Genomic DNA, 21140 nt, shown 5'->3' on the forward strand with positions numbered 1-21140 from the left:
CGCTACGTCTAACACCCTGCTCCCTACTCCCTACTCCCTACTCCCTACTCCCTACTCCCTACTCCCTACTCCCTACTCCCCACCCTCTTCCTCCACCCACCGCTGATACAAATCCGGTCGCCGCTGGCGAGTGCGTTCTACCTGCTGCTGTTGGCGCCACTGAGCAATCGCCGCGTGATTGCCCGACAGCAGCACCGCTGGTACCTCCCAACCGCGAAAGGAGGCCGGGCGAGTGTACTGCGGGTAATCCAACAGCGGGGTCTCAAAGCTCTCGTAGCGCAGCGAGTCAGTCTTGCCCACGGTGCCGGGCAGCAGCCGCACCACGCCGTTGATCAGAGCCAGGGCCGGAATCTCACCGCAGGTGAGCACAAAATCTCCGAGGGAGACCTCACGGGTGAGCAGATGACCGACGCGCTCATCGACTCCTTCATAGTGGCCACAGATCAGCACCAGCTGTTCGCAGCTGGCTAAATCCCTAAACATGACTTGGGTCATCGGCTCGCCCTGGGGGGTGAGCAAAATCACCTCCCGCTGAGGCCGCTGCGGCAGCGACTCAACCGCCGCAAAGATGGGGTCGGGCTTCATCAGCATGCCGACACCGCCGCCGTAGGGTTCATCGTCAACCCGATGGTGCTTATCCGTTGTAAAGTCCCGAGGATTGGTAAGATGAACTTCTGCAATTTGGCGTGCCAGGGCCCTACCAATCAGCCCTGACTCCAGGGGAGAGGCAAAAAAGTCTGGAAACAGGCTGACAACATCTATTCTCAGATGGGAAGCCCCGTGGATGCCGGTTGTCATAGCCTAGACTGCTAAGGCCCAAAGACCTGATGGGTTGATTACAACGCTCTCTATCATGCAGTAATAGAGTCTAGGTAGCAATTCTCGTCCCTTTGTTGAGCGGCCCATGTCTCTCGTTAAGCACAACGCTATTCTGGCCATCGGCGGCGCAGAAGATAAAGTCCACGGCAAAGAAATCTTGCACACTTTTTTTGAACGCTCGGGGGGTACCGCCGCCTGCATTGGCATTATTCCCTGCGCGTCGAGGGATCCGGTGGCGATTTCGGGCCGCTATCAGCAGATTTTTACCGACATGGGAGTCACCAATACGGTAGTGATGGATATTCGCGATCGCGACCAGGGCGAAGACCCCAACTGGAAAACCATTATCGAACCCTGTACTGGCGTTTTTATTACCGGCGGCGATCAGGTGCGGCTGTGCGGGCTACTCGCCGACACCCCCTTAATCGATATTGTTCGTCAGCGGGCACAGCTGGGCGAAATCACCCTGGCGGGCACTAGCGCTGGGGCGGCCGTCATGGGCCACCACATGATCGCTGGGGGTGGCAGCGGCGAGTCGCCCAATCGCTCCCTTGTCGATATGGCCATTGGCCTGGGCTTTGTGCCCGAGGTGATTGTTGACCAGCACTTTCACAACCGCAACCGCATGGCCCGGTTGATTAGCGCCATGACCATGCAGCCAAACCGTTTGGGCCTAGGTATTGACGAAGACACCTGCGCTCTGTTTGAAGGCGACGGCAGCTTTCAGGTGATTGGCAAAGGGGTCGTCACCGTGGTTGACCCTAGTACCATGACCCACACCAACGAGCCCGATATCACGGCTGCTGACCCCCTCAGCGCCCATGGGCTGGGCCTACATTTGCTCGCCCACGGCGATCGATTCGACATCAACCACCGCCAGATACTTGCGACTAATCGCTAGGGAGCCGTTGAGACGTCGTGTCAGAGGGCAAACTCCATAGTCTGACAACAGGCTCAGTACCACCGAGAGTAACAATGTGGCCATTGGGCTGAATGACAAATCGCCAAATATCGATGTCAAAGCCAGTCCAGGTTTCAACATGGGCATTTTTCTGCAAGTCCCAAACGCGAATGGTCTGGGCCGCGTCAGAGCTGAGCAGTTGGGAGCCATCGATTCTAATATCGTTAACGTAGCTCTGGTGCCCCCTCAGAATTGCTTTAGCAGTCTGGTCAGCCAGGTTCCACAACCGCACCGTTTGATCGCTCGATGCGCTCACCAGCATACGGTTGTCATCGCTGATATCCAGCCGATTAATAAAGGTCAGTGGTTCATGACCTGACAGCGTCATGGCCCGTTCCAGATCGTTCATATCCCATAGTTGCAGGCTTTTGCCGCCGCTGGCGAGGTAGCTGTCATCGCGGGTAAACAGCAGGTCATTCACGGTGCCATCGGCCTGGAGCTTACGGGTAGGCCCGGTTTCTACCAGGGTTTGAGGGTTTACCCGTCCTGTTTGATCGGTTAGATCCCATAGATACATATCGCCACCACTGTCGGCACTGATTAAAAACTTGCCGTTGTGGCTGACTTCTAGAGCATTAATCGGTAATGGGTGAGCGTCGACTAGCGTTACCAGGGGTTTACCGTCGGCCATCGCCCAAAAGCGAAGGGTGCGATCGTCTCCGGCGGTAATTAAGATATCTTGGTCAGTGGTCATGGCCAGCGCCTTGACCGCGTTGGTGTGCTGGCTGAGTACAAGCAAGGCAGTCTCTGTTTGTAAGTCCCAAAATCGGATAGTCGCATCAGAGCTGGCGGTTACCAGAGTGTGGCCGTCTTTTAAGAGCATCATGTCTAGGATGTCAGCTTGATGACCAGATAGGGTCCCTAAGGGCTGCACCTCAATCTGAGGCACCAACTCTATTACCTCTGATTCAGTCACCGAACGACGGCTGGTCTGGGTGATGGCATACCACCCCAGGGGAATCGCTAGAGCTACTCCCGTTAGCCCGACCAACAGCCAAGGGCGCTGATCGAACCAGGGAGGCAAAAAGCTCCGCGATGGTGGGAGCGCTGGTTTGCCACCTTGGGGATCGAGGGTGGTGACCGGCCAGTTGGATCGAGTGGCGCTCGGGTGAGCACCCGACAGGCCAGAGATCTGGCGCGATCGCACCTGGGCTAAATGTTCTAAAATCGCCGCTGTGGTCTGGGGGCGGTTGACGGCCGCCGGGGCAATTAGATCGTCAACTAAGTCAGCTAACGGAGCCGAAATTTGCGGAGCATTGGGGCGCCACAAAAACGCATTGGTGCGCGAGTCATAGATCTCGGGGTCATTGGGCAGCTTGGCCGTCATTAAGTAAATCAGCGTGCGGCCTAGGGCATAAAAATCGGACTGCGGCACGGCCTGCCCTTGCTCTTGCTCGGGCGGCGTATAGCCTGCGGAACTCAAGGCGGTAATACCGCTGTCGCCCAGGTTAGCCATGTAGGTCTGCGTCATCTCCCGAGCGGCGCCAAAATCAACTAAGACCAGTTGCCCCGACGGACGCAGCATGATATTTTCCGGCTTGATATCGCGATGGAAGTAGTTATGCTGGTGCACCAGATCTAGGATGTCGGTAAGCTGGGCCAGCCACAACATTGCCTGTTTTTCACTGATCGGGTGATTGCCCTGCTGCACCATCCACTGCCGCAGGTTAGGCCCATCAATTTTCTCCATCACCAGACAGTGCACTGGCTCGGCACCATCGGCAGGGTAGTGGAGAAAGTAGCCCTCAGCCTCAACGCTAGGCACCCCTGGATGGTTGAGTTGGCTTAGCACCTGGGCCTCACGGCGAAACAGCTCAACCACTTTAGCGTTACTGCTGTGGCCTGCCTTGAGCACCTTGAGAATCTTCGGCACATTGCGCTCGTAGGCTTCGTAGACCTGCCCAAAACCGCTATCTTTGCTAATCAGCCGCATGACCCGATAGCGACCTTGCAGCACCAACGTTGTGCCGCAGGCTGCACAGACATCATGGCTATCGTTGTCAGGATGGTTAGGCTGGCGGCAACCCGGATTAATACAAAGACTCATAGCCAACCGTAGAATGCATTCCCCGTGCGATTTCCAGTGTTCCACGGAACGTGGGTGGTTTAACTGAGCAACGCAGCTTTCTTTGTAAATTATCCCCAGGTTCTGGCCCTAGGGGCTGTCACCCACCAACTGCTACCTGCCGCCCATTTTGAACGGGATTACCAACGGCGCATCTGAGCAGTGGATCCAGCCCATCGCGCCGCCCAGAGCAATCAATCACCCATGACCGGCTTACCCATGGCTCAAAGCACCTTAGGAACCGGCTGGCACAGCGAGACCCCGGCTGCCGCTGCCATGACCAGGCCAATGGCCCCCATCATCATCGGAGTGAGCGTTTCACCCAGCCAGACAAAGCTAATCGCCGATGCGATCGCCGGTTCGAGACTCATTAACACCCCAAACACGTTGATAGGCATGCGCCGCAGGGCCGCCATCTCTAAGGAGTAGGGCAGCGTTGAAGCCAACAGCGCCACGCCTAACCCCAGCAGTAAAATCTGCGGCGACAGCAGCGCCCTGCCGTCCGCTAGTACGCCCACCGGCAGCAGCAGCAATGCCCCAACGGCCATCGATAGGGCCAGCCCTTCTCCGCCGTGAAATACCTGCCCCATGCGAGCCGACAAGATAATATAGCTGCCCCAGGCCACCCCGGCCAGCAGCGCCATCACCACCCCCAGACTATCTAAAGCAGGCGTATTCAGTGGCGACAGCAGCACAATGCCCGCCGCGGCCAAGGCCACCCACAGCCCGTCGAGCCAGCGGCGCGACGTCAACAGCGCCACCGTGAGCGGGCCAGAAAACTCTAGCGCCACCGCCACGCCAATGGGAATGCGCGCGATCGCACAGTAAAACAGGGCATTCATGATCGCCAGCGACAGGCCAAAAGCAACCAGCAATCGGTAATCTCCCGATGAATGCCCGCGCCAGCGGGGGCGACACCAGGCCACTAACACCAGCGCCGACAGGCCTACCCGCAATAGCACCATACCCAAAGGCCCCACCTGGTCAAACAGGCTTTTAGCCAGAGCTGAACCCAATTGAGTAGAGGCGATCGCAGCCAGCACCAGGGCCGGGGTCGGTAGTATAAAACTAGTCTGCAACGGCTTCAATGGCGGAGAATTAGGCGACACCAAGCTATTCCTAAACGAAACAGGCAAACACCTTCTAACTCTAGCGCCCTTAACCGCTGTGGCCTATCCATGCGATCGATAGCCAGCTATCACCACCCTGGATAGATGGGATTGCCCTACCCTGCTCTGATCTCAGTTTTAGCTATGATTCGGTTTAGTTCGTTTGAGATGAATGCCGCTGCTTTCGGCTGCCGAGGTCTCTCCCTAGGATGTATCCCGATGGCTCTTTTTGTTATGGCCCAGGCTTCGCCGCCATCTCCCTCTCCATTTCCTTCCCAGGGCATAGTTCAGCTCTATCAGCAACTCAGCCACTGGGTTAGCCACTGGATCGGCATCGTCGGCACCTACCTGATACAGGCAGGTCACAGGGCTGCGACTCTACCATCCCAGATTGCGGTCACCATGTCCGCCCCAGCAGTTTGGCACCCCGTCCTGTACTGGCTACTGGTACTGGTCATGGTTTGTGGCGTCATCGGGGCTGTCGTGCCCGCCCTACCTGGCATCACTCTCATTGTCGGCGCGATCGTGGTTTGGGGTTTAGTCGTCGGGTTTGCTGGGCTGAAGTGGACCTTGGGCGTTGCGATCGCAGCCCTGATCTTAAGTTTTGCCATCGACTATCTGGCCGGGGTACTGGGTGCCCAACGAGTGGGGGCCAGCCAATGGGGCCAGGTCGGTGCCTTTATTGGCATGTTTTTGGGACTATTTGGCCTGCTACCCCTACTGCCTACCGGTATCCCGCTGTTGGGCATTTTGGTGGGTACCGTCCTAGGCGCGTTTATCGGCGAGTTTTTGCATCGCCGCGAACTCAAACTTTGGCAGCGCATCAAGCAGTCGGCCAAGGTCGGCATGGCCATTGTTGTTGGCACTTTAGTCGGCAATATTTTGCAGGGTATTTTAGCGCTGGTCAGTTTAGTCGTGTTTTTGGTCACCACCTGGCCTGGCAGCTGAGCACCCCCCTCAGATCGGCCTGATCCCAGCCAACAGAGCCATTTCCAACCATTTCCAGTAGCAATCTACGTCTTCAAAGCCAATCTCTCGCAGCCACCGCAGTTGGCACTCAACATCCAGTAGCTGGTTAGACGGATCATCCTCCTCAGGGGAATAGCCGATGGCCGCTAAAAATTGCCGATGCAACCGCTCCGTTGGGGAAGCAACATGTTCCAGGTTACAAAAAAGACCTCCAGGTTGCAGAACAGCAAAAATTTCGCTGTAAAGTGACCGTTTGCGCTGGTGAGGCAGGTGATGAATTGCAAAGCTCGAAACCACTACGTCAAACCTACCCAGACTAGGCAGAGGTAGCGATAGATCATGGCTCACAATGGTGACGCCAGGGTCATCACCAAAGCGATCGCCCACTGCCTGCAACATCGTCGGAGAAAAATCCAGCGCCACATACTCAGCAGCTGGGCGGTCAATTTTCAACAGCGCCAAGAGCCGCCCATCGCCCGTCCCCAAATCGAGCATACGATGCGCCGCCCTAGGCACCTGATCGAGCAGTGCAGCTTCACCTTCAGTGCGATGGGGGATAGCGTCTGCCCGAGCCAGGTAGGCCAACGCATGGCTCGCCGCCGTCCATTTATTGTCTGCAGAGGATGATGTCATCGGGTTTAGGGCTCCGCTGGCGATTGGCAACGACCATCCTGAAGAGCCGAAATTTCCTTGGCTAGCGCTACATCTAAATCTGTAACTCCACCGACGTCGTGGGTGGTGAGGCGAATAGTCAACCGATTATAGGCAATGGCCAGATCGGGGTGATGGCCCAGTCGGTCAGCGGGTTCTACCAACTGGCCAACAAATTCCACGGTGGCGGCGAAGTCGTCAAACTGACATACCGTGACTAAGCCATCATCGCCATAGAACCACTCTGGGGGTAAGACAGGTTCTACCGCCATCACCATAGCAGGCGACAGCGACAGCCCCCACAGCCCCAGCCGCGCCAAACCATAGCCACCATCCCATCGGCAGCTAAACGCTCTAGCGCCAACGCTACACATCCAGGTCATCAGGCTACCCCCTCCACGTCACTCATCACACACTCTACATCTAGAGTACAAGCGTCCAGCATCGATCTACGGGTAGCGGAGTAGTGTTTTATCATATCCTAGAACTCACACAAAAGATAAATCAACGGGCCAATCCTGCAATAACCAGTCCACGCCAAGCCCAATCTTAAAACAGCTGAGACATGCCCTCAAAATGAGTAAAACGCCTGAGTAAAGCCCCAAGTCCGGAAGCACATTTCTCAATCAGCCATTCTGCCTAAGTACAAAATTACTTCTGAGAAATTACGGAAATTTTCACAGCTATAAAGCCATAAACCCTATCTAAACCTGCCATCTATCATAGTTTTCCCTGCTTAAATAAGCCGTAAAGCACCGTGAAACAGAAATACTTACGTGCTTTTACGTAGATATTTTACTTTGAAGAATATTGAGAGTCAGGTCAAGCATTTTCTTGGGGGTCTAACCCCTCTTAAGAGTTTTTACATGCTTCGCTAAACTGAACCCGTTGATGTGTGGACAATGAATTTGGGCGAGTTTCGATTGCCTTTTTAAGGCTGAATAATTGAAAGCCTCACCGGAAATCAATGGCTAAAGTTGCAATGTTCCCAATACTATTGGCCGGTCAGCCAGATTTAAAAAATGCCAAACCAGGGTGTAAGGAAAAATGTCACGGGATGCGCTTGTTGTCGGAATAAACACTTATCAACACCTGCCTAGCTTGCGGGCGTCGGCAGAAGATGCCGAATCGGTGGCCCGTTGTTTAGAAGGTTTTGGTGAGTGCCGCGTGGTGCGGTTGCCAGAGGTTATTACCCATCAAAAACCAGCGATTAGTGCCAAGGGCGCGGTTACCACTTCTATCCTTGAATCAGCCCTAATCAAGCTTTTCAAACCATCGGGCAAAACCATTCCTCAGACGGCTATCTTCTACTACTCAGGCCATGGCTTGCAGCGGCAGGCCGGCATTCAAGAAGGGTATCTAGCGACTACTGACGCTAACCCAGCAGCGGGGCATTATGGGTTATCGCTGCACTGGCTACGACGACTGCTGCAAGAGAGCCCGGTACGTCAGCGAGTGATCTTACTCGACTGCTGCAACAGCGGCGAATTTTTTAATATGCTAGAGGCCGATCCGGGTGCCCATGCTGGTACCGATCGCCTCTTTATGGCGGCAGCTCGCGAATACGAATCGGCTTACGAGTCACTAGACAGCAAGCACAGCGTGTTTACCCAAGCGCTGCTGTCAGGGCTCAACCCTTATAAGGTCAAGGGGGGCGTTGTCAACGGTCACTCGTTGACTGATGCCGTCAACCGCGAACTCAAGGGGGAGTTGCAGCAGCCCTTGTTTGAAAGCTCGGGCGGCGAGATTGTGCTGACCCGCATGGCCGGGTTGACTACCTCAGCCCAGACAGCCACAACGCCTTCCCTACTGGAGCGACTACAAAAGTTACGCCACGGGTTTTGTCCGTTCCCTGGCGAAGCTGCCTTTTCAGCCGCCCAGGGGGAGTTCTTCTTTGGTCGCGAAGAGGTCACGCAAACCTTAGTCAGCCGTGTCCGCAGATCTCGCCTATGTGCCCTAGTAGGGGGCTCAGGGACTGGCAAAACCTCGCTCTTGCAGGCCGGGCTCATGCCTAGCGTTAACCAGGCTGACGATCCTAGCCCCTGGCAAGTCCATTACTTATCGTTTGGGGAGACCCCCTTGACGAACCTGGCGGAGGTATTTGTTGAGGCCAAAGCCAGCGGTTTGCAGCGGGCCGAGCAACTCCGACAAGCCGAGTCTTTTTTGCAGCAGGGCCCAGAGGGCTTTTGCCAACTGGTACAGGCAAGAGCGAGTGCGGCGCCTTGGGTGCTCATTCTTGACCAGTTTGAGACAGTGCTCAGGCCTGGTCTCGTGGCAGAGCGCGATCGCACCCTGATCATTGACTGCCTACTGACCGCGATTCAGCAGCCCCATCTGCCTCTCCATATAGTGCTGGGGCTAGGCACCTACCACAGTGACGACCTGGCCCGGTTTCCCCAGTTGCAAGCGCTGGTTTTAGAACACAGCCTGGCCATGCCTGCCATGACCTATAACCAACTCAAAGCCACCATTGTTGGCCCCCTAGATAAGCTGGGGTATCGTTATGATGCCAACCTGGTCTATACCCTTTTGCTCGACGTTGTCAGCGCTCCCGCTGATCTAGCCCTGTTACAGCTCACGCTTAAAGAACTTTGGTCGCGCCGGGAGGTTAACGCCACCAGTCATGAAGCCCCCAGCTTGACTCTGGCGGCCTACGCCGAGATGGGGGGTATTCGCCATTTGCTCAACCGCCGAGCCAATGACCTGTACGAAAGCCTCTCCAGCAGTGAACAAACCATTGCCAAGCGCATTTTTCTGGGTCTCTGCGACCTAGGCGAAGGGGCTACCCTTACCCGTCGTCCGCTCATGCTGAGCGAGCTGATCACCGCGACTATAGCCGCAGACGCCGTAGTCAATCTGCTTAATCGGCTGATTGCCAAGCGCCTAATAGTCGCCCAGGGGCCGATGATCGACCACTTTGAAAATCAGGGCTTGGTTGCTGTACCAGGCTGGGCATCAACCCCGGTTGAGGAGGAGACCCCTCTCATAACTAGCAGCCTGCTTGCCACCCACCCATCTATGGCGCCAGGCTACCCCTACTTCGACCTTGCCCATGAAGCGCTACTCCGCAACTGGCCCCTCCTGCAGCAGTGGGTGCAAGCCCAGGGGCCTAAGATTCGGCAACAGAGAGCGATTGAGGTCGCGGCTCAGGAGTGGCACCAAGAGCAGCAGCCCAATCATGCCGATTACTTTTTGACCAAAACTCGTCTGAACGAAGCCAAAGCCTTTCGTCAAGAGCATCCCGATCAGCTCTCGGTGCTGGCCCAACACTATCTAGAGGCCTGCGATCGCCACAGCCGTCGCAGTTGTCGTCAGCGCCATCTGGTGCGATTGCTGATTCCGTTGAGCATGGCCACAGGGATGGTGACTGCCTATAGCCACAGTCACCTATCACCGACGGCCCATGACACAAGCCTACCTACAAACTCAGCCGCAGGGGTTGATGATGTAACCGCAGCCTTTGAGCTCCTACCCGCCGCCGCCGAAGAACAGCCGCCGGATCTGACTATGGGATCGCCCCAGATAGCCGTTGTGCGTACCGATTTAATTCCGTTACCGGCTGGGGCCAGGCCAACTCACCCAGCTCAGCCGCACCAGGCTACCGCTCCGCAGTTAGAGACTATTCTGACTCGCTCAATCGAGGGGTACCAGGCACTTGCAGCCCAGACAGCTACGCTACCACCCGTGCCAGCCAACCCTGTGCTGACCACGCCGATGCCAAAGCTGAGCAGCCAGGGAATGGCTCTACCCCCCGCCAACCAGATGGTAAAACTAGAGTCGTGGTGGATATCTCCCGACGATCCATCGATGGTGGTTCAAATTTGGTGCACCCAATCTGGGCCCGAGCCAGTGTGTTTTACCTCCTCTGCTGCCAAAAATCCATAGGCAGCCTGCTTAGCCCAGTCTGAAAAAGCTATCCTAGGTTGGGTGATTTGCGCGATGGACTAGAGCATGCAAATTTTGTCGGTGGCGCTGCAAAACTTTAAGACCCACCGCGATCGCTACTTTGAGTTTCAGCCCGGTACCAATGCCATTTGTGGCGAAAACGGGGCGGGCAAAACCAGCATTTTAGAGGCCATCGCCTGGGTACTGTTTAACTATCAGGGTGACTACGCCAAGGAAGATTTAATTCGCAACGGCAGTGGCAGTGCCCAGGTGACCGTAGCGTTTACCTCCAACTACGACAGCCGCACCTATCGAGTACAGCGCTGCACCCAGCGGGGGTATACGCTATTTGACCCGCAGCTCAACGAGCGCCTACCTTATACCCGCATCAAAGATGAAGTGCTGCCCTGGCTGCGGCAGCATCTCGGAGTGGGTGCTGGCACCAACCTCCCTCAGCTGTTTGCCCGCACCTTAGGGGTACCCCAGGGCACCTTTACCGCAGACTTTTTGCAGCCCGCCGAGCAGCGCAAGACGGTTTTTGACGCCATTCTCAAGGTCGAAGACTATAAGCTGGCCTTTAAGCAGATGAATGCCCTGCGTCGCTATGCCGAAGACCAGGTAGAAACCACCAAGATACAAATTGCTCAATACGACGACTCGCTGACGATTTGGCCAGACTTACAAGAGCGGCAGCAGCTGCTCGTACAGGCCATTGCCACCAGCAAAACCCGGCTGCGGGAGATAGAGACTGCTCTGGCCCAGCTGGCCCGACAGCGCGACGCTCTCAGAACCCAAGCCCAGCAGGTTCAAACCCTAACCGCCGAACGGCAGGGGTTAACCCATCAGCTAGAGGGCAAACAGGCAGGCATTGCCCAGCTTCAGCGGTCGGTGCAGCAGGCTGAACAGGCCATCGGGCTCTGCCAAACCCATCGAGCTGCCTATGAGAGCTACCAAGCTACTGAGCAAACGCTCCAGGTCTTGGGCCAACAGCAACAACAGCGGCAGCAATGGCAGACCGAACTGCAAACCCTACAGGCAACCCAGAGCCAAAAACAAGTAGACCTGGCACGCTGGCAAACTCAGCTAGAGTCGTTTGTGGCGATTGAGCGCGATCTAGCTCACCTGCAATCTCTCATCACCACCCAAGAGCAGCTGGAGAGCCAGCGACAGCAGCTCCAGCAGCAGATAGAGCACTACCAGCGGTGCCGCATGCAGCAGCAGCAGAGCCGAGCTCAACTTGAGCAGCTAGCTCAACAGCTGGCAGAGGCTACTAAAACCCGCGATCGCTTAATCGCTTTACAGCCCAGTGTGGAAGAAATTTCAGGGTTAGAAGATCAGCGCAACCGGACTCAGCAGCAGTTGAGTCGCATCGCCGCCGCGCGTCAATTTGAAGCTGAACTCAGCACCCTGGTGACCACGAGTCGGCAGCAAGGCCAAGCTCAACAGGCAGAGGTTGACGCCATGCTAGCGGAGTTGGCGACCCAAGCCGCTAGCTTGCCCCTCCTGTCTAACCCACTCCTAGATCGGCTAGAGCAATCTCTCCGCAGCACTTCAGCCCTACATGATGCCCTGGTAACCGATCTAGAAGACATTCTCCGTGACCTCGCTCACCAGACCGATGTAGCCGAGCTCAAAACGACGCTAAAGACCGTTGAAGCCGATCTCAAACAGCGCTACCGCTGGCGGGCTGAGATCGATCAATTAGACGGGGTTGTGACCCAAATCCAGACAACCCAGCAGACCCAGGCCACCCTGGCTGCGCAGCTAGACGATTTGGCCCAGCAGATAGCCACTCAGACCACCACCGAGGCCGCCATTGCCTCGATCGATCAAGAACTCGAAGCCCTCGGAAGACCGCGCGAGAAAAGCCAGATTTTGCAGCGCACTCTGCAAGACAAAAGCCGAGTCGAGCAGACCCATGCCTCCCAGGCCGCCGATCTCAACGATCTCAATCAGCAGATCGAGGCGCTCTCGACCCGTCTCAAGCGCTACGCTGATTTAGACCAGCAACTAGCCCAGTTACAGCGCGATCGCACGTTGCACCAAACTGGCTACAACATCTATTTGCAAAACCAGCAACTAGCCAACCAACACAGCCCGTTACAAGCTGAGCTGACCACCGCCACCGCCGAGCTAGCCACGTTACAGCAGCAACAGCAAACCCTCGAACAAGCCTTACAAACGGCCTTGGCCAGCTTTGACCCGGCCGCCGCCGCCGCCCTAGAAACCACCTACAACGCCACCCAATCTGAGGCCGATCAGCTAGCTGGCAGCCTGCCCCAGCAGCAGCAGCGCTTGAGCGACCTCAACCAGCAAATTACTGGGCTAGAAGCCATTGCCCAGCGCCGTGACGAGGCTCAGCACCAGCTTCAGGCTAAAGAAAAAGCCAAACGGTTTATTAACTTTGCCCGCAGAGCTTACAACGAGGCCGGGCCACGCATTACTGAACAATATGTACGCAGCATTTCTCACCAGGCCGATCGACTGTTTAGAGACTTGCTCAACCGCCCCAACGTAGCCTTGCAATGGACCCGAGACTACGAAATTTTGGTGCAGGAGGGCCCCAATCAGCGACGATTTGTCAATTTATCTGGGGGTGAACAGATGTGTGCTGCCCTGGCCGTGCGGCTGGCCCTACTCAAGGTGCTGGCCGACGTGGATATTGCCTTCTTCGATGAGCCCACAACCAATCTAGATCGCGCTCGCCGCCAGGGCCTAGCTGAGGCCATTGGCCGCATCAAAACCTTTCAGCAGCTCTTTGTGATTAGCCACGACGATACCTTTGAGCAGCTCACCGAAAATGTCATTTTGGTAGAGCGAGAGGCCGATTAGCTCTGACCAGGACGTTTTAGAGCTGAGCCAGATGGTCAAGTCAGACGCGACGGTTAGCCCCAACCATCTAGGCGGCTCAGCCCTGACTCTAGCCGTCTAGGTGCCCACGGTCCAGGAGTTGATATAAATTTCCTGCTCGGGGGTGAGGCTATCAACCTCGATGCCCATAGCCACTAGCTTCAGACGGGCAATCTCTTTATCAACGGCTTCAGGGATAGAGTGCAGACCAGGCGTCAGAGAGCCCTTGTTCTTCACCAGGTATTCGCAGGCCATGGCCTGGTTAGCAAAGCTCATATCCATAACAGCACTGGGGTGCCCCTCGGCGGCGGCTAGGTTGACGAGACGACCCTCACCCAACACGATCACCGACTTACCGTTGCGCAGCATGTACTGCTGGGTAAAGTTGCGTACCTGCTTGACTTCGCTGGCCATCTCACCCAAAGACTCTAGGTCGATTTCAATATCGAAGTGACCAGAGTTGCACACCATCGCACCATCTTTCATGGCCTCGAAGTGCTCACGGCGAATGACGTGCTTATTGCCGGTAACCGTAATGAATAGATCGCCTACCGGAGCAGCCTGCCCCATGGGCATGACCCGGAAGCCATCCATCACAGCTTCGATCGCCCGTACCGGATCAATTTCGGTAACGATGACGTTGGCACCCATACCTTTAGCTCGCATGGCGGTGCCTTTGCCGCACCAGCCGTAGCCTGAAACCACAATGGTTTTGCCTGCCAGCAGCATGTTGGTAGCGCGAATGATGCCGTCGAGGGTCGACTGGCCGGTGCCGTAGCGGTTGTCAAAGAAGTGCTTAGTATCGGCGTCGTTGACGTTCATGGCGGGGAAGCTGAGCACCCCATCGTTGAACATAGCCTTGAGGCGTACAATACCGGTCGTCGTTTCTTCAGTGGTACCGATGATTTCGGAAAGCTGCGCCTGGCGCTCTTTGACTAGAGTGGCCACTACGTCGCTGCCGTCATCGATAATAATATTGGGGCGGTGATCGAGGGCCGTTTCAACGTGGCTATGGTAGGTGGCGCTGTCTTCGCCCCGCCGTGCAAAAACGGGAATGCCGTAATCAGCCACTAGGCTGGCGGCTACGTCATCCTGGGTAGACAGGGGGTTACTGGCAATTAAAATCGAGTCGGCACCACCCTGCTTGAGGGCGATCGCAAGGTGTGCCGTTTCAGTCGTTACGTGACAACAGGCCGAGATACGGATGCCAGCCAGGGGTTTTTCTTGAGTGAAACGGTCTTGAATTTGACGCAGCACAGGCATTTCACGCCCGGCCCATTCAATTCGCTGTTTGCCCTGGGTCGCTAGAGAAATATCTTTAACGTCGTACTTAAACTGGAGAGATGTGGTCATAGCTTGGGATCAACCGTAATAGATCAATAGTGTCAATGGCCAGCTTGTTTAGCTTAACGGAATTTTAGGCCGGGTATTGCCCCGATCGCACATCGCGACAAAACTCCTGCGCGGCCTTCACAGACTGCTGCTTGAGGTTAGCGTATACCTTTACAAAGGGCGGTTGCCAATCCGAAAGCCCTAAAACATCGGCAGTCACCAGCACTTGGCCATCGCAGTGGATGCCGGCCCCAATGCCGATGGTGGGAATCTTCAGCGCCTTGGTAATATCCCGGGCCAGCTCGGTGGGGATATGCTCTAACACAATGGCAAAAGCGCCAGCCTGCTCTAACGCCTGGGCCTCGGCCAGAATGCGATCGCGATCGGCTGTGGTCTTGCCCTGCTTGCGAAAGCCGCCAAACTGGTTCACCGACTGCGGCGTCAGGCCCACGTGCCCCATCACGGGAATGCCCCACTGCACCAAACGATGCACCGTGTCCACCACCGCCTCGTGACCGCCCTCTAGCTTCACCGCCTGAGCACCCGCTTCTTTGAGCATGCAGCCAGCGGCGCGAATGGCGTCTTCTAAACTGGCCTGATAACTGAGAAAGGGCAGATCGACCACCAGCAGAGCATTGGTTACCCCCCGCCGCACCGCTTTGGCACAAATCAGCATGTCCTCTAGGGTCAGCGGCAGGGTAGTGTCGTAGCCCAAAGCCACCATCGCTAACGAGTCACCCACCAATACAATGTCGGCCCCCGCCTGGTCTACAATCCGCGCCGATATTACATCCCAAGCGGTGAGCACGGCAATGGGCTGGGCCGGGGCACCGGTTTGCTTCCACCGCAAAATTTGGTTAACGCTAACGGCCATGGCTGCGCCTGGGGAGGGGTGTAGTTGCCAGAATAGCAAACCTCCATGGCCTAAGTGTCACCGGGTTCATCATCCAGGCGGCGGGGCATGCGATCGCACCCTTCCAGCGGTTCAATATCATCTCCACTGGCGGCCCCCAGCTCCTTAAACTTGCGCGTCGTCACCAGCACCCGGCTCTCCAAACAGCCCGCTGTCTGGTTAAAAGCTTTCACCGCAGCATCGAGCCCCCGGCGCAGCTTCACCATGTGGTTGGTGAGCACGGCCATGCGATCGTATAGCTCGCGGCCCAGGGCGCTGACCATCTGGGCGTTTTCGGCCATTTTTTCGTGCCGCCAACCGTAGGCGATCGCCTTCAGCAGCGCAATCAGCGTCGTCGGTGTGGCCAAAATCACGCTCTGGCTAACGCCGTATTCGATCAGCTGGGGGTCGTGTTCCAGAGCAGCGCTAAAGAAGGTCTCACCGGGCAAAAACAGCACCGCAAACTCGGGCGATTCCTCAAACTGATCCCAGTAGGCCTTGGCCCCGAGCTGGGTGAGATGGGTGCGCACCTGGCGGGCGTGGGCCTGCAGGCGATCGCGCCGAGTTCCTTCATCAGGAGCTTCCAGAGACTCCAAATACCCCTGTAGCGGCGCTTTTGAATCGACTATAATCTGCCGTCCGTTGGGCAGCTTAATCACCATGTCAGGGCGCAGCCGCCCGCCCTCGGCCTCCACTGTGGGCTGCTCTACAAAGTCGCAGTATTCGATCATGCCCGCCATTTCGACCACGCGGCGGAGCTGCATTTCGCCCCAGCGGCCCCGTACGGCGGGAGCACGCAGGGCCTTGACCAGATTGGCGGTTTCGCCCTGGAGCTGGTTTTGGCTGATGGCCAGCGATTTGACCTGCTCGGTGAGGCTGGCGTAGGCCGAGACGCGATCGCGCTCCAGCGCTTGCAGCTTGCTATCCACTTTTTCTAAAGAATCTCGCAGCGGGCCAACCAGCGAGTCAATCGCCTGCTGCCGCAGATTCAGGTTCCCCTCCGCCTGGGTCTGAAAGCTCGCCAGCGTCGCCTGGGCCAGCTCTAGAAACGATTGGTTGTTGCGCTGGAGCGCGTCAGCAGAGAGCGCCTGAAAGGTGTGGGCCAGCCGCTGCTGGGCCTGGTCGAGCAGGGCGACTTTTTCTTGGGTGGCCGTGTGGGCGTGGGTGAGCTGGGTGTGCAGCTCCGCTAGCTTGGCCCGCAGCAGCGAATTTTCCTGCTGGGTTTGGGCCAGGTGGGTGGCGCGATCGCCCAGCGCCTGCTCCAACTCCCCCAGCCGCCCCAGCTGAGCCTCGGCGGAAGCCCGACGGGCGGCCTCGTCGCGCAGCTCGTGGCGGCTGTAGTCGAGCTGGCCCTGGAGATCGCGGCTGATGGCCCGCAGTTCTTCGATGTGCTGGGCTTTGTGGTGTAGTCGCTCGATCAGGCTGGCGCGATCGCCCGCCAGATCGGCTTTGGCCCGCTCCCTCAGGGTTTGCAGACGGCTGGCAAACAGCAACTCCGCGACGCCAATTCCCAAAACCAGCCCTAAAACAATGCTGATGACCGCTGGCATCCTGCTCTCCTGGTTGGGCCTACACCCGCAGCCCTGAGGATTTCAGAGCGCTAAGGTACACGTATACTACACGGAGACTGGGTACTTTGCCGCCGATTGGCGCATCCTGCTCGTTGGGCCGGGCGGCTGCCCGGATGCATCCAATTGTGGTGATTTATGGGCGGCACCTATGACCCCGCCACCTGACTCAGTTCATACTGCTATCGAGCCTGCCCTACAGTCTGAAAGAGAGCCTATGACTACCATGACCGATCGCCCCAGCGTAGAGATTCGCCCTGCCACCCCCAGCGATGTGCCCATCCTAGTGAATCTAATTAAAGCTTTGGCCGACTACGAAAAGCTGGCCCACGAAGTCACCGGTAGCGCCGAAGACTTGAGCGCTGCTCTGTTTGGCGATCGCCCCTACGCCGAAGCCCTGCTGGCCTGGGTAGACGGCAAACCCGCAGGCATGGCCCTGTTTTTTTATAATTTTTCGACCTTTCTAATGAAGCCGGGCATCTATCTCGAAGACCTGTTTGTTTACCCCGACTACCGCCGCCAGGGCATTGGCAAAGCCCTGCTGGTGTCCCTGGGCAAGCTGGCGCTAGAGCGCGGCTGTGGCCGATTTGAGTGGAGCGTGCTCGACTGGAACACCCCTGCGATCGCATTTTACGAAAGCATGGGGGCCGAGATTAAGCCCGAGTGGCAGATCTGCCGGGTGACGGGGGAGGCGTTGGAGGCGTTTCGGTTGTTGTAAGGAGTGGGAGGGTGGATGAGTGGGAGGGTGGATGAGTGGGAGCGTGTTTCTGATCTACTTCTTCCTATCTTCCCCATCTACTCCCTGACCCATCCACCCCCTTACCCCCCATCCAATTCCTCCGTTCACAGGTATGATTCTGGCCAGGGAGTCTAAAACCGGTTCAGAATGGCACAGATATTTATTTCGGCGGGTCACGGTGGTCTAGAAAGTGGCGTCACAGATCCCGGGGTGGTGCTGCCCAACACCACCGAAGCGGAAGAAATGATTCAGATTCGCGACCTGGTGGTGGCAGAACTGCGATCGCGCAGCTTTGCCGTGCTGTGGGTGCCCGACGACCTCAGTGCTGCCCAAACCCTGGCCTGGATCAACGCCCGCTGCCGTCCCCAAGACGTAGCCTTAGAGATCCACGGGGCCTCTTCCGTTGACCCGACGTTACGGGGCTCAACGGTATTTTACATTGCCAAAAACGACGTCCGCCGCACCCACGCTGAGCTGGTGGTGCTGGCCCTGCTCCGGCGGGCTCCTCAGCTGATTAGCCGTGGCGTCAAGCCCGACACTGACTCGCCCACGGGCCAGCTGCCCTTTTGCCGCAATCTAGGCTGCCCCTCTCTGCTGATGGAAGTTGGCCATCTGACCAATGCCCAGGATCTAGCCATTATCCAACAGCAGCGGCGCGATGTGGCCCTGGGTATTGCCGATGGGTTGGCCTCCTGGAGTCGGGCGGTGGCCAAGATTCCCATGCCCGAACCCGGGGGCAACCTGCCCGAGATTCGGATCAATCTCAACGGCGGTATATATCCTGAGACCGGCATTATCTACAACAGCAACTCCTACGTCCCCATTGATATCGCTGACCTGCTGGGGGTAGATGCCACCTCCTCCCCCAATATCACCCGCATTCGCTATGCCAACGTGGTCTATATCAAAGCGGTGGATTTGCAAAATTACAATGTGTCGGTGTCTTGGGAGGCGGCCAGTCGCACGTTGCGGCTGCGATCGCGCTCGGGCATGCAGTTTTGCCCCGGCTCGATGGATCGGATTATGGGCATTGGCAGTACCTCAGAGACACAGCTCACCTTGTTTCTGCAAAGCGTCAACCCAGCCGCTGCCAATACCTACCGCGACTTGCCCAAGCTCTACCGGGAAGAAGCCGCCATTGAGGGCAGCAATCACGACATTGCCTTTTGCCAAATGCTGGTCGAAACCAACTCCCTCAACTGGGGCGGTAGTCTCAGCCCAGGGTCTAACAACTTCGGCGGCATTGGGTCGCCTACGGGCGGCATTGAGGGGGCTTCGTTCCCCAGTGCGCGGGTGGGGGTGCGAGCCCAGGTTCAACACCTCAAGGCCTACGCCAGCCTCGACCCGCTGGTGCAGCGTCAGGTTGACCCCCGGTTTGGGTTTGTGGTGCGCGGGGTGGCGCCGCTGGTGAGCCAGCTCACAGGCCGGTGGAATGCTGACCCCGAGTATGGTCGCAAAATAGGGGCCTTCATGCGACGATTGTATGAATCGGCAGGGCTACTGTAGGCCACCTAATGGACTGTCCTGGAAGTCGCAACTTGGATTGATGGTGGCTGTCATAGATTAACAATGGAACTTGGTGTGCCGGACTCCGCTATCGGTGATACCGTGAAAGGCGCTTCTGGGTTCCGAAATACGTTCTTCTAGAATATGCGTTAAGCGATGACTTTACTGCGTCAACCCCTCGGGTTTGGGCTGCGGGCCAGCCGGGCTTTGGTCTACCTCAAGTACAGCTTGAGTCTGTCGGTACTGTGGTGGTTGGTGGCCCTACCGGCCCAGGCGATGGTCGAAATGCGGGTGGCTATTGGCGATCGCCTCAGCCAGGTCACCGTCGGTAGCTCGACCCCAGCGGTGGTCAAAAACCAGGCGGGTCAGGGAGTGGGCCAGATTCCCCAGGGGCGATCGGTGGTGGTGAGCCCCGATGGCGGCGGTGTGCGCCTGGCCGACTGGCGCAGCCAGGCTTTTTGGGTGGAGCCGACTGGGGGCGGTTATGTGTTTATTAACGACAGCTGGTATCGGGGCCGGGTGCTGGTGATGCCCGTGGAGGGCAAAGTTACAGCCGTCAACTGGGTGGATCTAGAAGCCTATCTCTATGGCGTCGTGGGGGGCGAAATGCCCGCCAGCTGGCCCCAGGAAGCGCTCAAGGCCCAGGCGGTAGCGGCGCGATCCTATGCGTTGTATCGCCGCGATCGCACCCAGGGTCAACTATTTGACGTAGACAGCACCACCGCCAGTCAAGTCTACCGGGGCATGGCAGGGGAAGCCACCTCGGTGCAGGCCGCCGTCAACGCTACCCAGGGCCAGGTACTGACCTACGGCGGGAGTGTGATTGAGGCGGTGTTTCATTCGTCTTCGGGGGGCTATACCGAAAACTCCGAGGATATCTGGCAGCGCCCCACCCCCTACCTGCGGGGTGTCGCCGATTTTGATCAGGAGGCTCCGGTGTTTCGCTGGTCTGAAACCTTCTCGGCAGAGCAGTTTAGCCAGCGCATTCCGGGCATTGGTCGCCTACAGGCCGTCACTACCGAACGCGCCACCCCCCGAGGCCGCATTGTCTCGATTCGACTCCAGGGTACTGCAGGCACCCGCGTATTAACTGGTACCGAATTGCGTGCTGCGCTGGGCCTGCGCAGCACATTGGGTTCTGTCAGCGTGGCGGGCGACACCATTCGCGTAGATGGGCGCGGCTATGGCCATGGTCTAGGGATGAGCCAGTGGGGGGCGCGAGCGCTGGCGGGCCGGGGCTACTCGTACCAGCAGATCTTGGCTTACTATTACCAGGGTTCGGTGCTGTCTAACCTGCGTCTGACCGCCCTCCAAAAACAGGAGCGCGCGCTCGCAGCGCCTGGGCTACAGGCCGTGCCGTTGCTGTAGTTGAGTTTGGTTGCGATCGCGATCGACAATGTGCTACTTTCATTGTCTGTGCGGACGTATAGCTCAGTTGGTTAGAGCACCACGTTGACATCGTGGGGGTCACTGGTTCGAGTCCAGTTACGTCCATTCCTTGAAAAGCCTACGTTTTAAGGCATTTAGCGATCGCTTCCTGGGTGCGATCGCATCTAATAATAGGTACAGACTTAACGGATTTAAACGGAACAATCAGGGTTTTAGCGCTTCAATGGGTACAGAATGGGTACCCAAAATGCCTAGAACTCCTAAGGGTGAAGTTTCACTTGAGCCCTTCACGAACAGCGACGCTGTTCGATAAACCTGAAAGAAACCCTATAACCAGGCTCTCTCACGTTTAGGGCTTATAGACTGCTGAGGTGCTCTGACAGCTAAAACCGATTAGTCACTGGT

General features: G+C 57.2%; 15 protein-coding genes and 1 tRNA gene. 8 read left to right on the top strand and 8 right to left on the bottom strand.

From position 1 onward, the window contains the following. Positions 1-72: 72 nt before the first annotated feature. Positions 73-798 carry a tRNA (guanosine(37)-N1)-methyltransferase TrmD gene (trmD, locus tag IQ254_RS19990; protein ID WP_193967923.1) on the bottom strand — a complete coding sequence of 242 codons (726 nt, stop codon included), beginning with the start codon at positions 796-798 and terminating at the stop codon, positions 73-75. 106 nt (positions 799-904) lie between these two features. On the opposite strand from trmD, the gene IQ254_RS19995 reads away from it, so the two are divergent. Next, complete coding sequence (locus tag IQ254_RS19995; RefSeq protein WP_193967924.1) at positions 905-1720, top strand: cyanophycinase; 816 nt, start codon at positions 905-907, stop codon at positions 1718-1720. Here IQ254_RS19995 and IQ254_RS20000 read toward each other — a convergent pair. Further along, the gene (locus IQ254_RS20000) at positions 1710-3827 is read right to left on the bottom strand and encodes a serine/threonine-protein kinase (RefSeq protein ID WP_193967925.1); all 2118 of its coding nucleotides are present in this window, start codon (positions 3825-3827) and stop codon (positions 1710-1712) included. The genes IQ254_RS19995 and IQ254_RS20000 overlap by 11 nt on opposite strands. Before the next feature lie 242 nt (positions 3828-4069). Next, the gene (locus tag IQ254_RS20005; protein ID WP_228040909.1) at positions 4070-4924 is read right to left on the bottom strand and encodes a DMT family transporter; all 855 of its coding nucleotides are present in this window, start codon (positions 4922-4924) and stop codon (positions 4070-4072) included. A 249-nt stretch (positions 4925-5173) separates the two neighbouring features. On the opposite strand from IQ254_RS20005, the gene IQ254_RS20010 reads away from it, so the two are divergent. Continuing rightward, entirely contained in the window at positions 5174-5902 is a 729-nt protein-coding gene (locus IQ254_RS20010) for a DUF456 family protein (RefSeq protein ID WP_228040910.1), read from the top strand. A 9-nt stretch (positions 5903-5911) separates the two neighbouring features. On the opposite strand, the gene IQ254_RS20015 is transcribed toward IQ254_RS20010, so the two are convergent. Further along, positions 5912-6556, bottom strand: coding sequence for a class I SAM-dependent methyltransferase (locus tag IQ254_RS20015; protein WP_193967926.1), 645 nt, complete (start codon positions 6554-6556; stop codon positions 5912-5914). Positions 6557-6561: 5 nt separating this feature from the next. Further along, the gene (locus IQ254_RS20020) at positions 6562-6957 is read right to left on the bottom strand and encodes a 4a-hydroxytetrahydrobiopterin dehydratase (protein WP_228040911.1); all 396 of its coding nucleotides are present in this window, start codon (positions 6955-6957) and stop codon (positions 6562-6564) included. Between the two features lie 664 nt (positions 6958-7621). On the opposite strand from IQ254_RS20020, the gene IQ254_RS20025 reads away from it, so the two are divergent. After that, complete coding sequence (locus IQ254_RS20025) at positions 7622-10459, top strand: caspase family protein (RefSeq protein WP_193967927.1); 2838 nt, start codon at positions 7622-7624, stop codon at positions 10457-10459. Positions 10460-10525: 66 nt separating this feature from the next. Further along, complete coding sequence (locus IQ254_RS20030; protein WP_193967928.1) at positions 10526-13291, top strand: AAA family ATPase; 2766 nt, start codon at positions 10526-10528, stop codon at positions 13289-13291. Between the two features lie 96 nt (positions 13292-13387). Here the strand turns inward: IQ254_RS20030 and ahcY are convergent, their stop codons facing one another. The 3 genes from ahcY to rmuC form a co-directional block, all read right to left on the bottom strand. After that, entirely contained in the window at positions 13388-14662 is a 1275-nt protein-coding gene (ahcY, locus tag IQ254_RS20035; protein WP_193967929.1) for an adenosylhomocysteinase, read from the bottom strand. A 64-nt stretch (positions 14663-14726) separates the two neighbouring features. Next, positions 14727-15515, bottom strand: coding sequence for a 3-methyl-2-oxobutanoate hydroxymethyltransferase (panB, locus tag IQ254_RS20040; protein ID WP_193967930.1), 789 nt, complete (start codon positions 15513-15515; stop codon positions 14727-14729). A gap of 50 nt (positions 15516-15565) precedes the next feature. Then, complete coding sequence (gene rmuC / locus IQ254_RS20045) at positions 15566-17083, bottom strand: DNA recombination protein RmuC (protein ID WP_193967931.1); 1518 nt, start codon at positions 17081-17083, stop codon at positions 15566-15568. A 244-nt stretch (positions 17084-17327) separates the two neighbouring features. Here rmuC and IQ254_RS20050 point away from each other — a divergent pair, with 244 nt between their 5' ends. From IQ254_RS20050 to IQ254_RS20065, 4 genes are all read left to right on the top strand, one after another. Further along, positions 17328-17819, top strand: coding sequence for a GNAT family N-acetyltransferase (locus IQ254_RS20050; RefSeq protein ID WP_193967937.1), 492 nt, complete (start codon positions 17328-17330; stop codon positions 17817-17819). Positions 17820-17987: 168 nt separating this feature from the next. After that, a complete protein-coding gene (locus tag IQ254_RS20055) occupies positions 17988-19346 on the top strand; it encodes an N-acetylmuramoyl-L-alanine amidase (RefSeq protein ID WP_193967932.1) in 1359 nt (452 codons plus the stop codon). A gap of 156 nt (positions 19347-19502) precedes the next feature. Further along, complete coding sequence (locus IQ254_RS20060) at positions 19503-20714, top strand: SpoIID/LytB domain-containing protein (RefSeq protein WP_193967933.1); 1212 nt, start codon at positions 19503-19505, stop codon at positions 20712-20714. A gap of 52 nt (positions 20715-20766) precedes the next feature. Continuing rightward, positions 20767-20840: transfer RNA gene (locus IQ254_RS20065), tRNA-Val, on the top strand. The last annotated feature ends 300 nt before the right edge of the window (positions 20841-21140 follow it).

The organism is Nodosilinea sp. LEGE 07088 (genome assembly GCF_015207395.1).
In the GTDB taxonomy this organism is placed as follows: domain Bacteria; phylum Cyanobacteriota; class Cyanobacteriia; order Phormidesmidales; family Phormidesmidaceae; genus Nodosilinea.

What these genes read in the sequence shown, in the direction of transcription:
- ahcY (WP_193967929.1), bottom strand. Translation starts at nt 14,662, where the DNA reads ATGACCACATCTCTCCAGTTTAAGTACGACGTTAAAGATATTTCTCTA.
- IQ254_RS20030 (WP_193967928.1), top strand. Translation starts at nt 10,526, where the DNA reads ATGCAAATTTTGTCGGTGGCGCTGCAAAACTTTAAGACCCACCGCGAT.
- IQ254_RS20055 (WP_193967932.1), top strand. Translation starts at nt 17,988, where the DNA reads ATGGCACAGATATTTATTTCGGCGGGTCACGGTGGTCTAGAAAGTGGC.
- IQ254_RS20020 (WP_228040911.1), bottom strand. Translation starts at nt 6,957, where the DNA reads ATGACCTGGATGTGTAGCGTTGGCGCTAGAGCGTTTAGCTGCCGATGG.
- IQ254_RS19995 (WP_193967924.1), top strand. Translation starts at nt 905, where the DNA reads ATGTCTCTCGTTAAGCACAACGCTATTCTGGCCATCGGCGGCGCAGAA.
- panB (WP_193967930.1), bottom strand. Translation starts at nt 15,515, where the DNA reads ATGGCCGTTAGCGTTAACCAAATTTTGCGGTGGAAGCAAACCGGTGCC.
- IQ254_RS20050 (WP_193967937.1), top strand. Translation starts at nt 17,328, where the DNA reads ATGACCGATCGCCCCAGCGTAGAGATTCGCCCTGCCACCCCCAGCGAT.
- rmuC (WP_193967931.1), bottom strand. Translation starts at nt 17,083, where the DNA reads ATGCCAGCGGTCATCAGCATTGTTTTAGGGCTGGTTTTGGGAATTGGC.
- IQ254_RS20060 (WP_193967933.1), top strand. Translation starts at nt 19,503, where the DNA reads ATGACTTTACTGCGTCAACCCCTCGGGTTTGGGCTGCGGGCCAGCCGG.
- IQ254_RS20010 (WP_228040910.1), top strand. Translation starts at nt 5,174, where the DNA reads ATGGCTCTTTTTGTTATGGCCCAGGCTTCGCCGCCATCTCCCTCTCCA.
- IQ254_RS20000 (WP_193967925.1), bottom strand. Translation starts at nt 3,827, where the DNA reads ATGAGTCTTTGTATTAATCCGGGTTGCCGCCAGCCTAACCATCCTGAC.
- IQ254_RS20015 (WP_193967926.1), bottom strand. Translation starts at nt 6,556, where the DNA reads ATGACATCATCCTCTGCAGACAATAAATGGACGGCGGCGAGCCATGCG.
- trmD (WP_193967923.1), bottom strand. Translation starts at nt 798, where the DNA reads ATGACAACCGGCATCCACGGGGCTTCCCATCTGAGAATAGATGTTGTC.
- IQ254_RS20025 (WP_193967927.1), top strand. Translation starts at nt 7,622, where the DNA reads ATGTCACGGGATGCGCTTGTTGTCGGAATAAACACTTATCAACACCTG.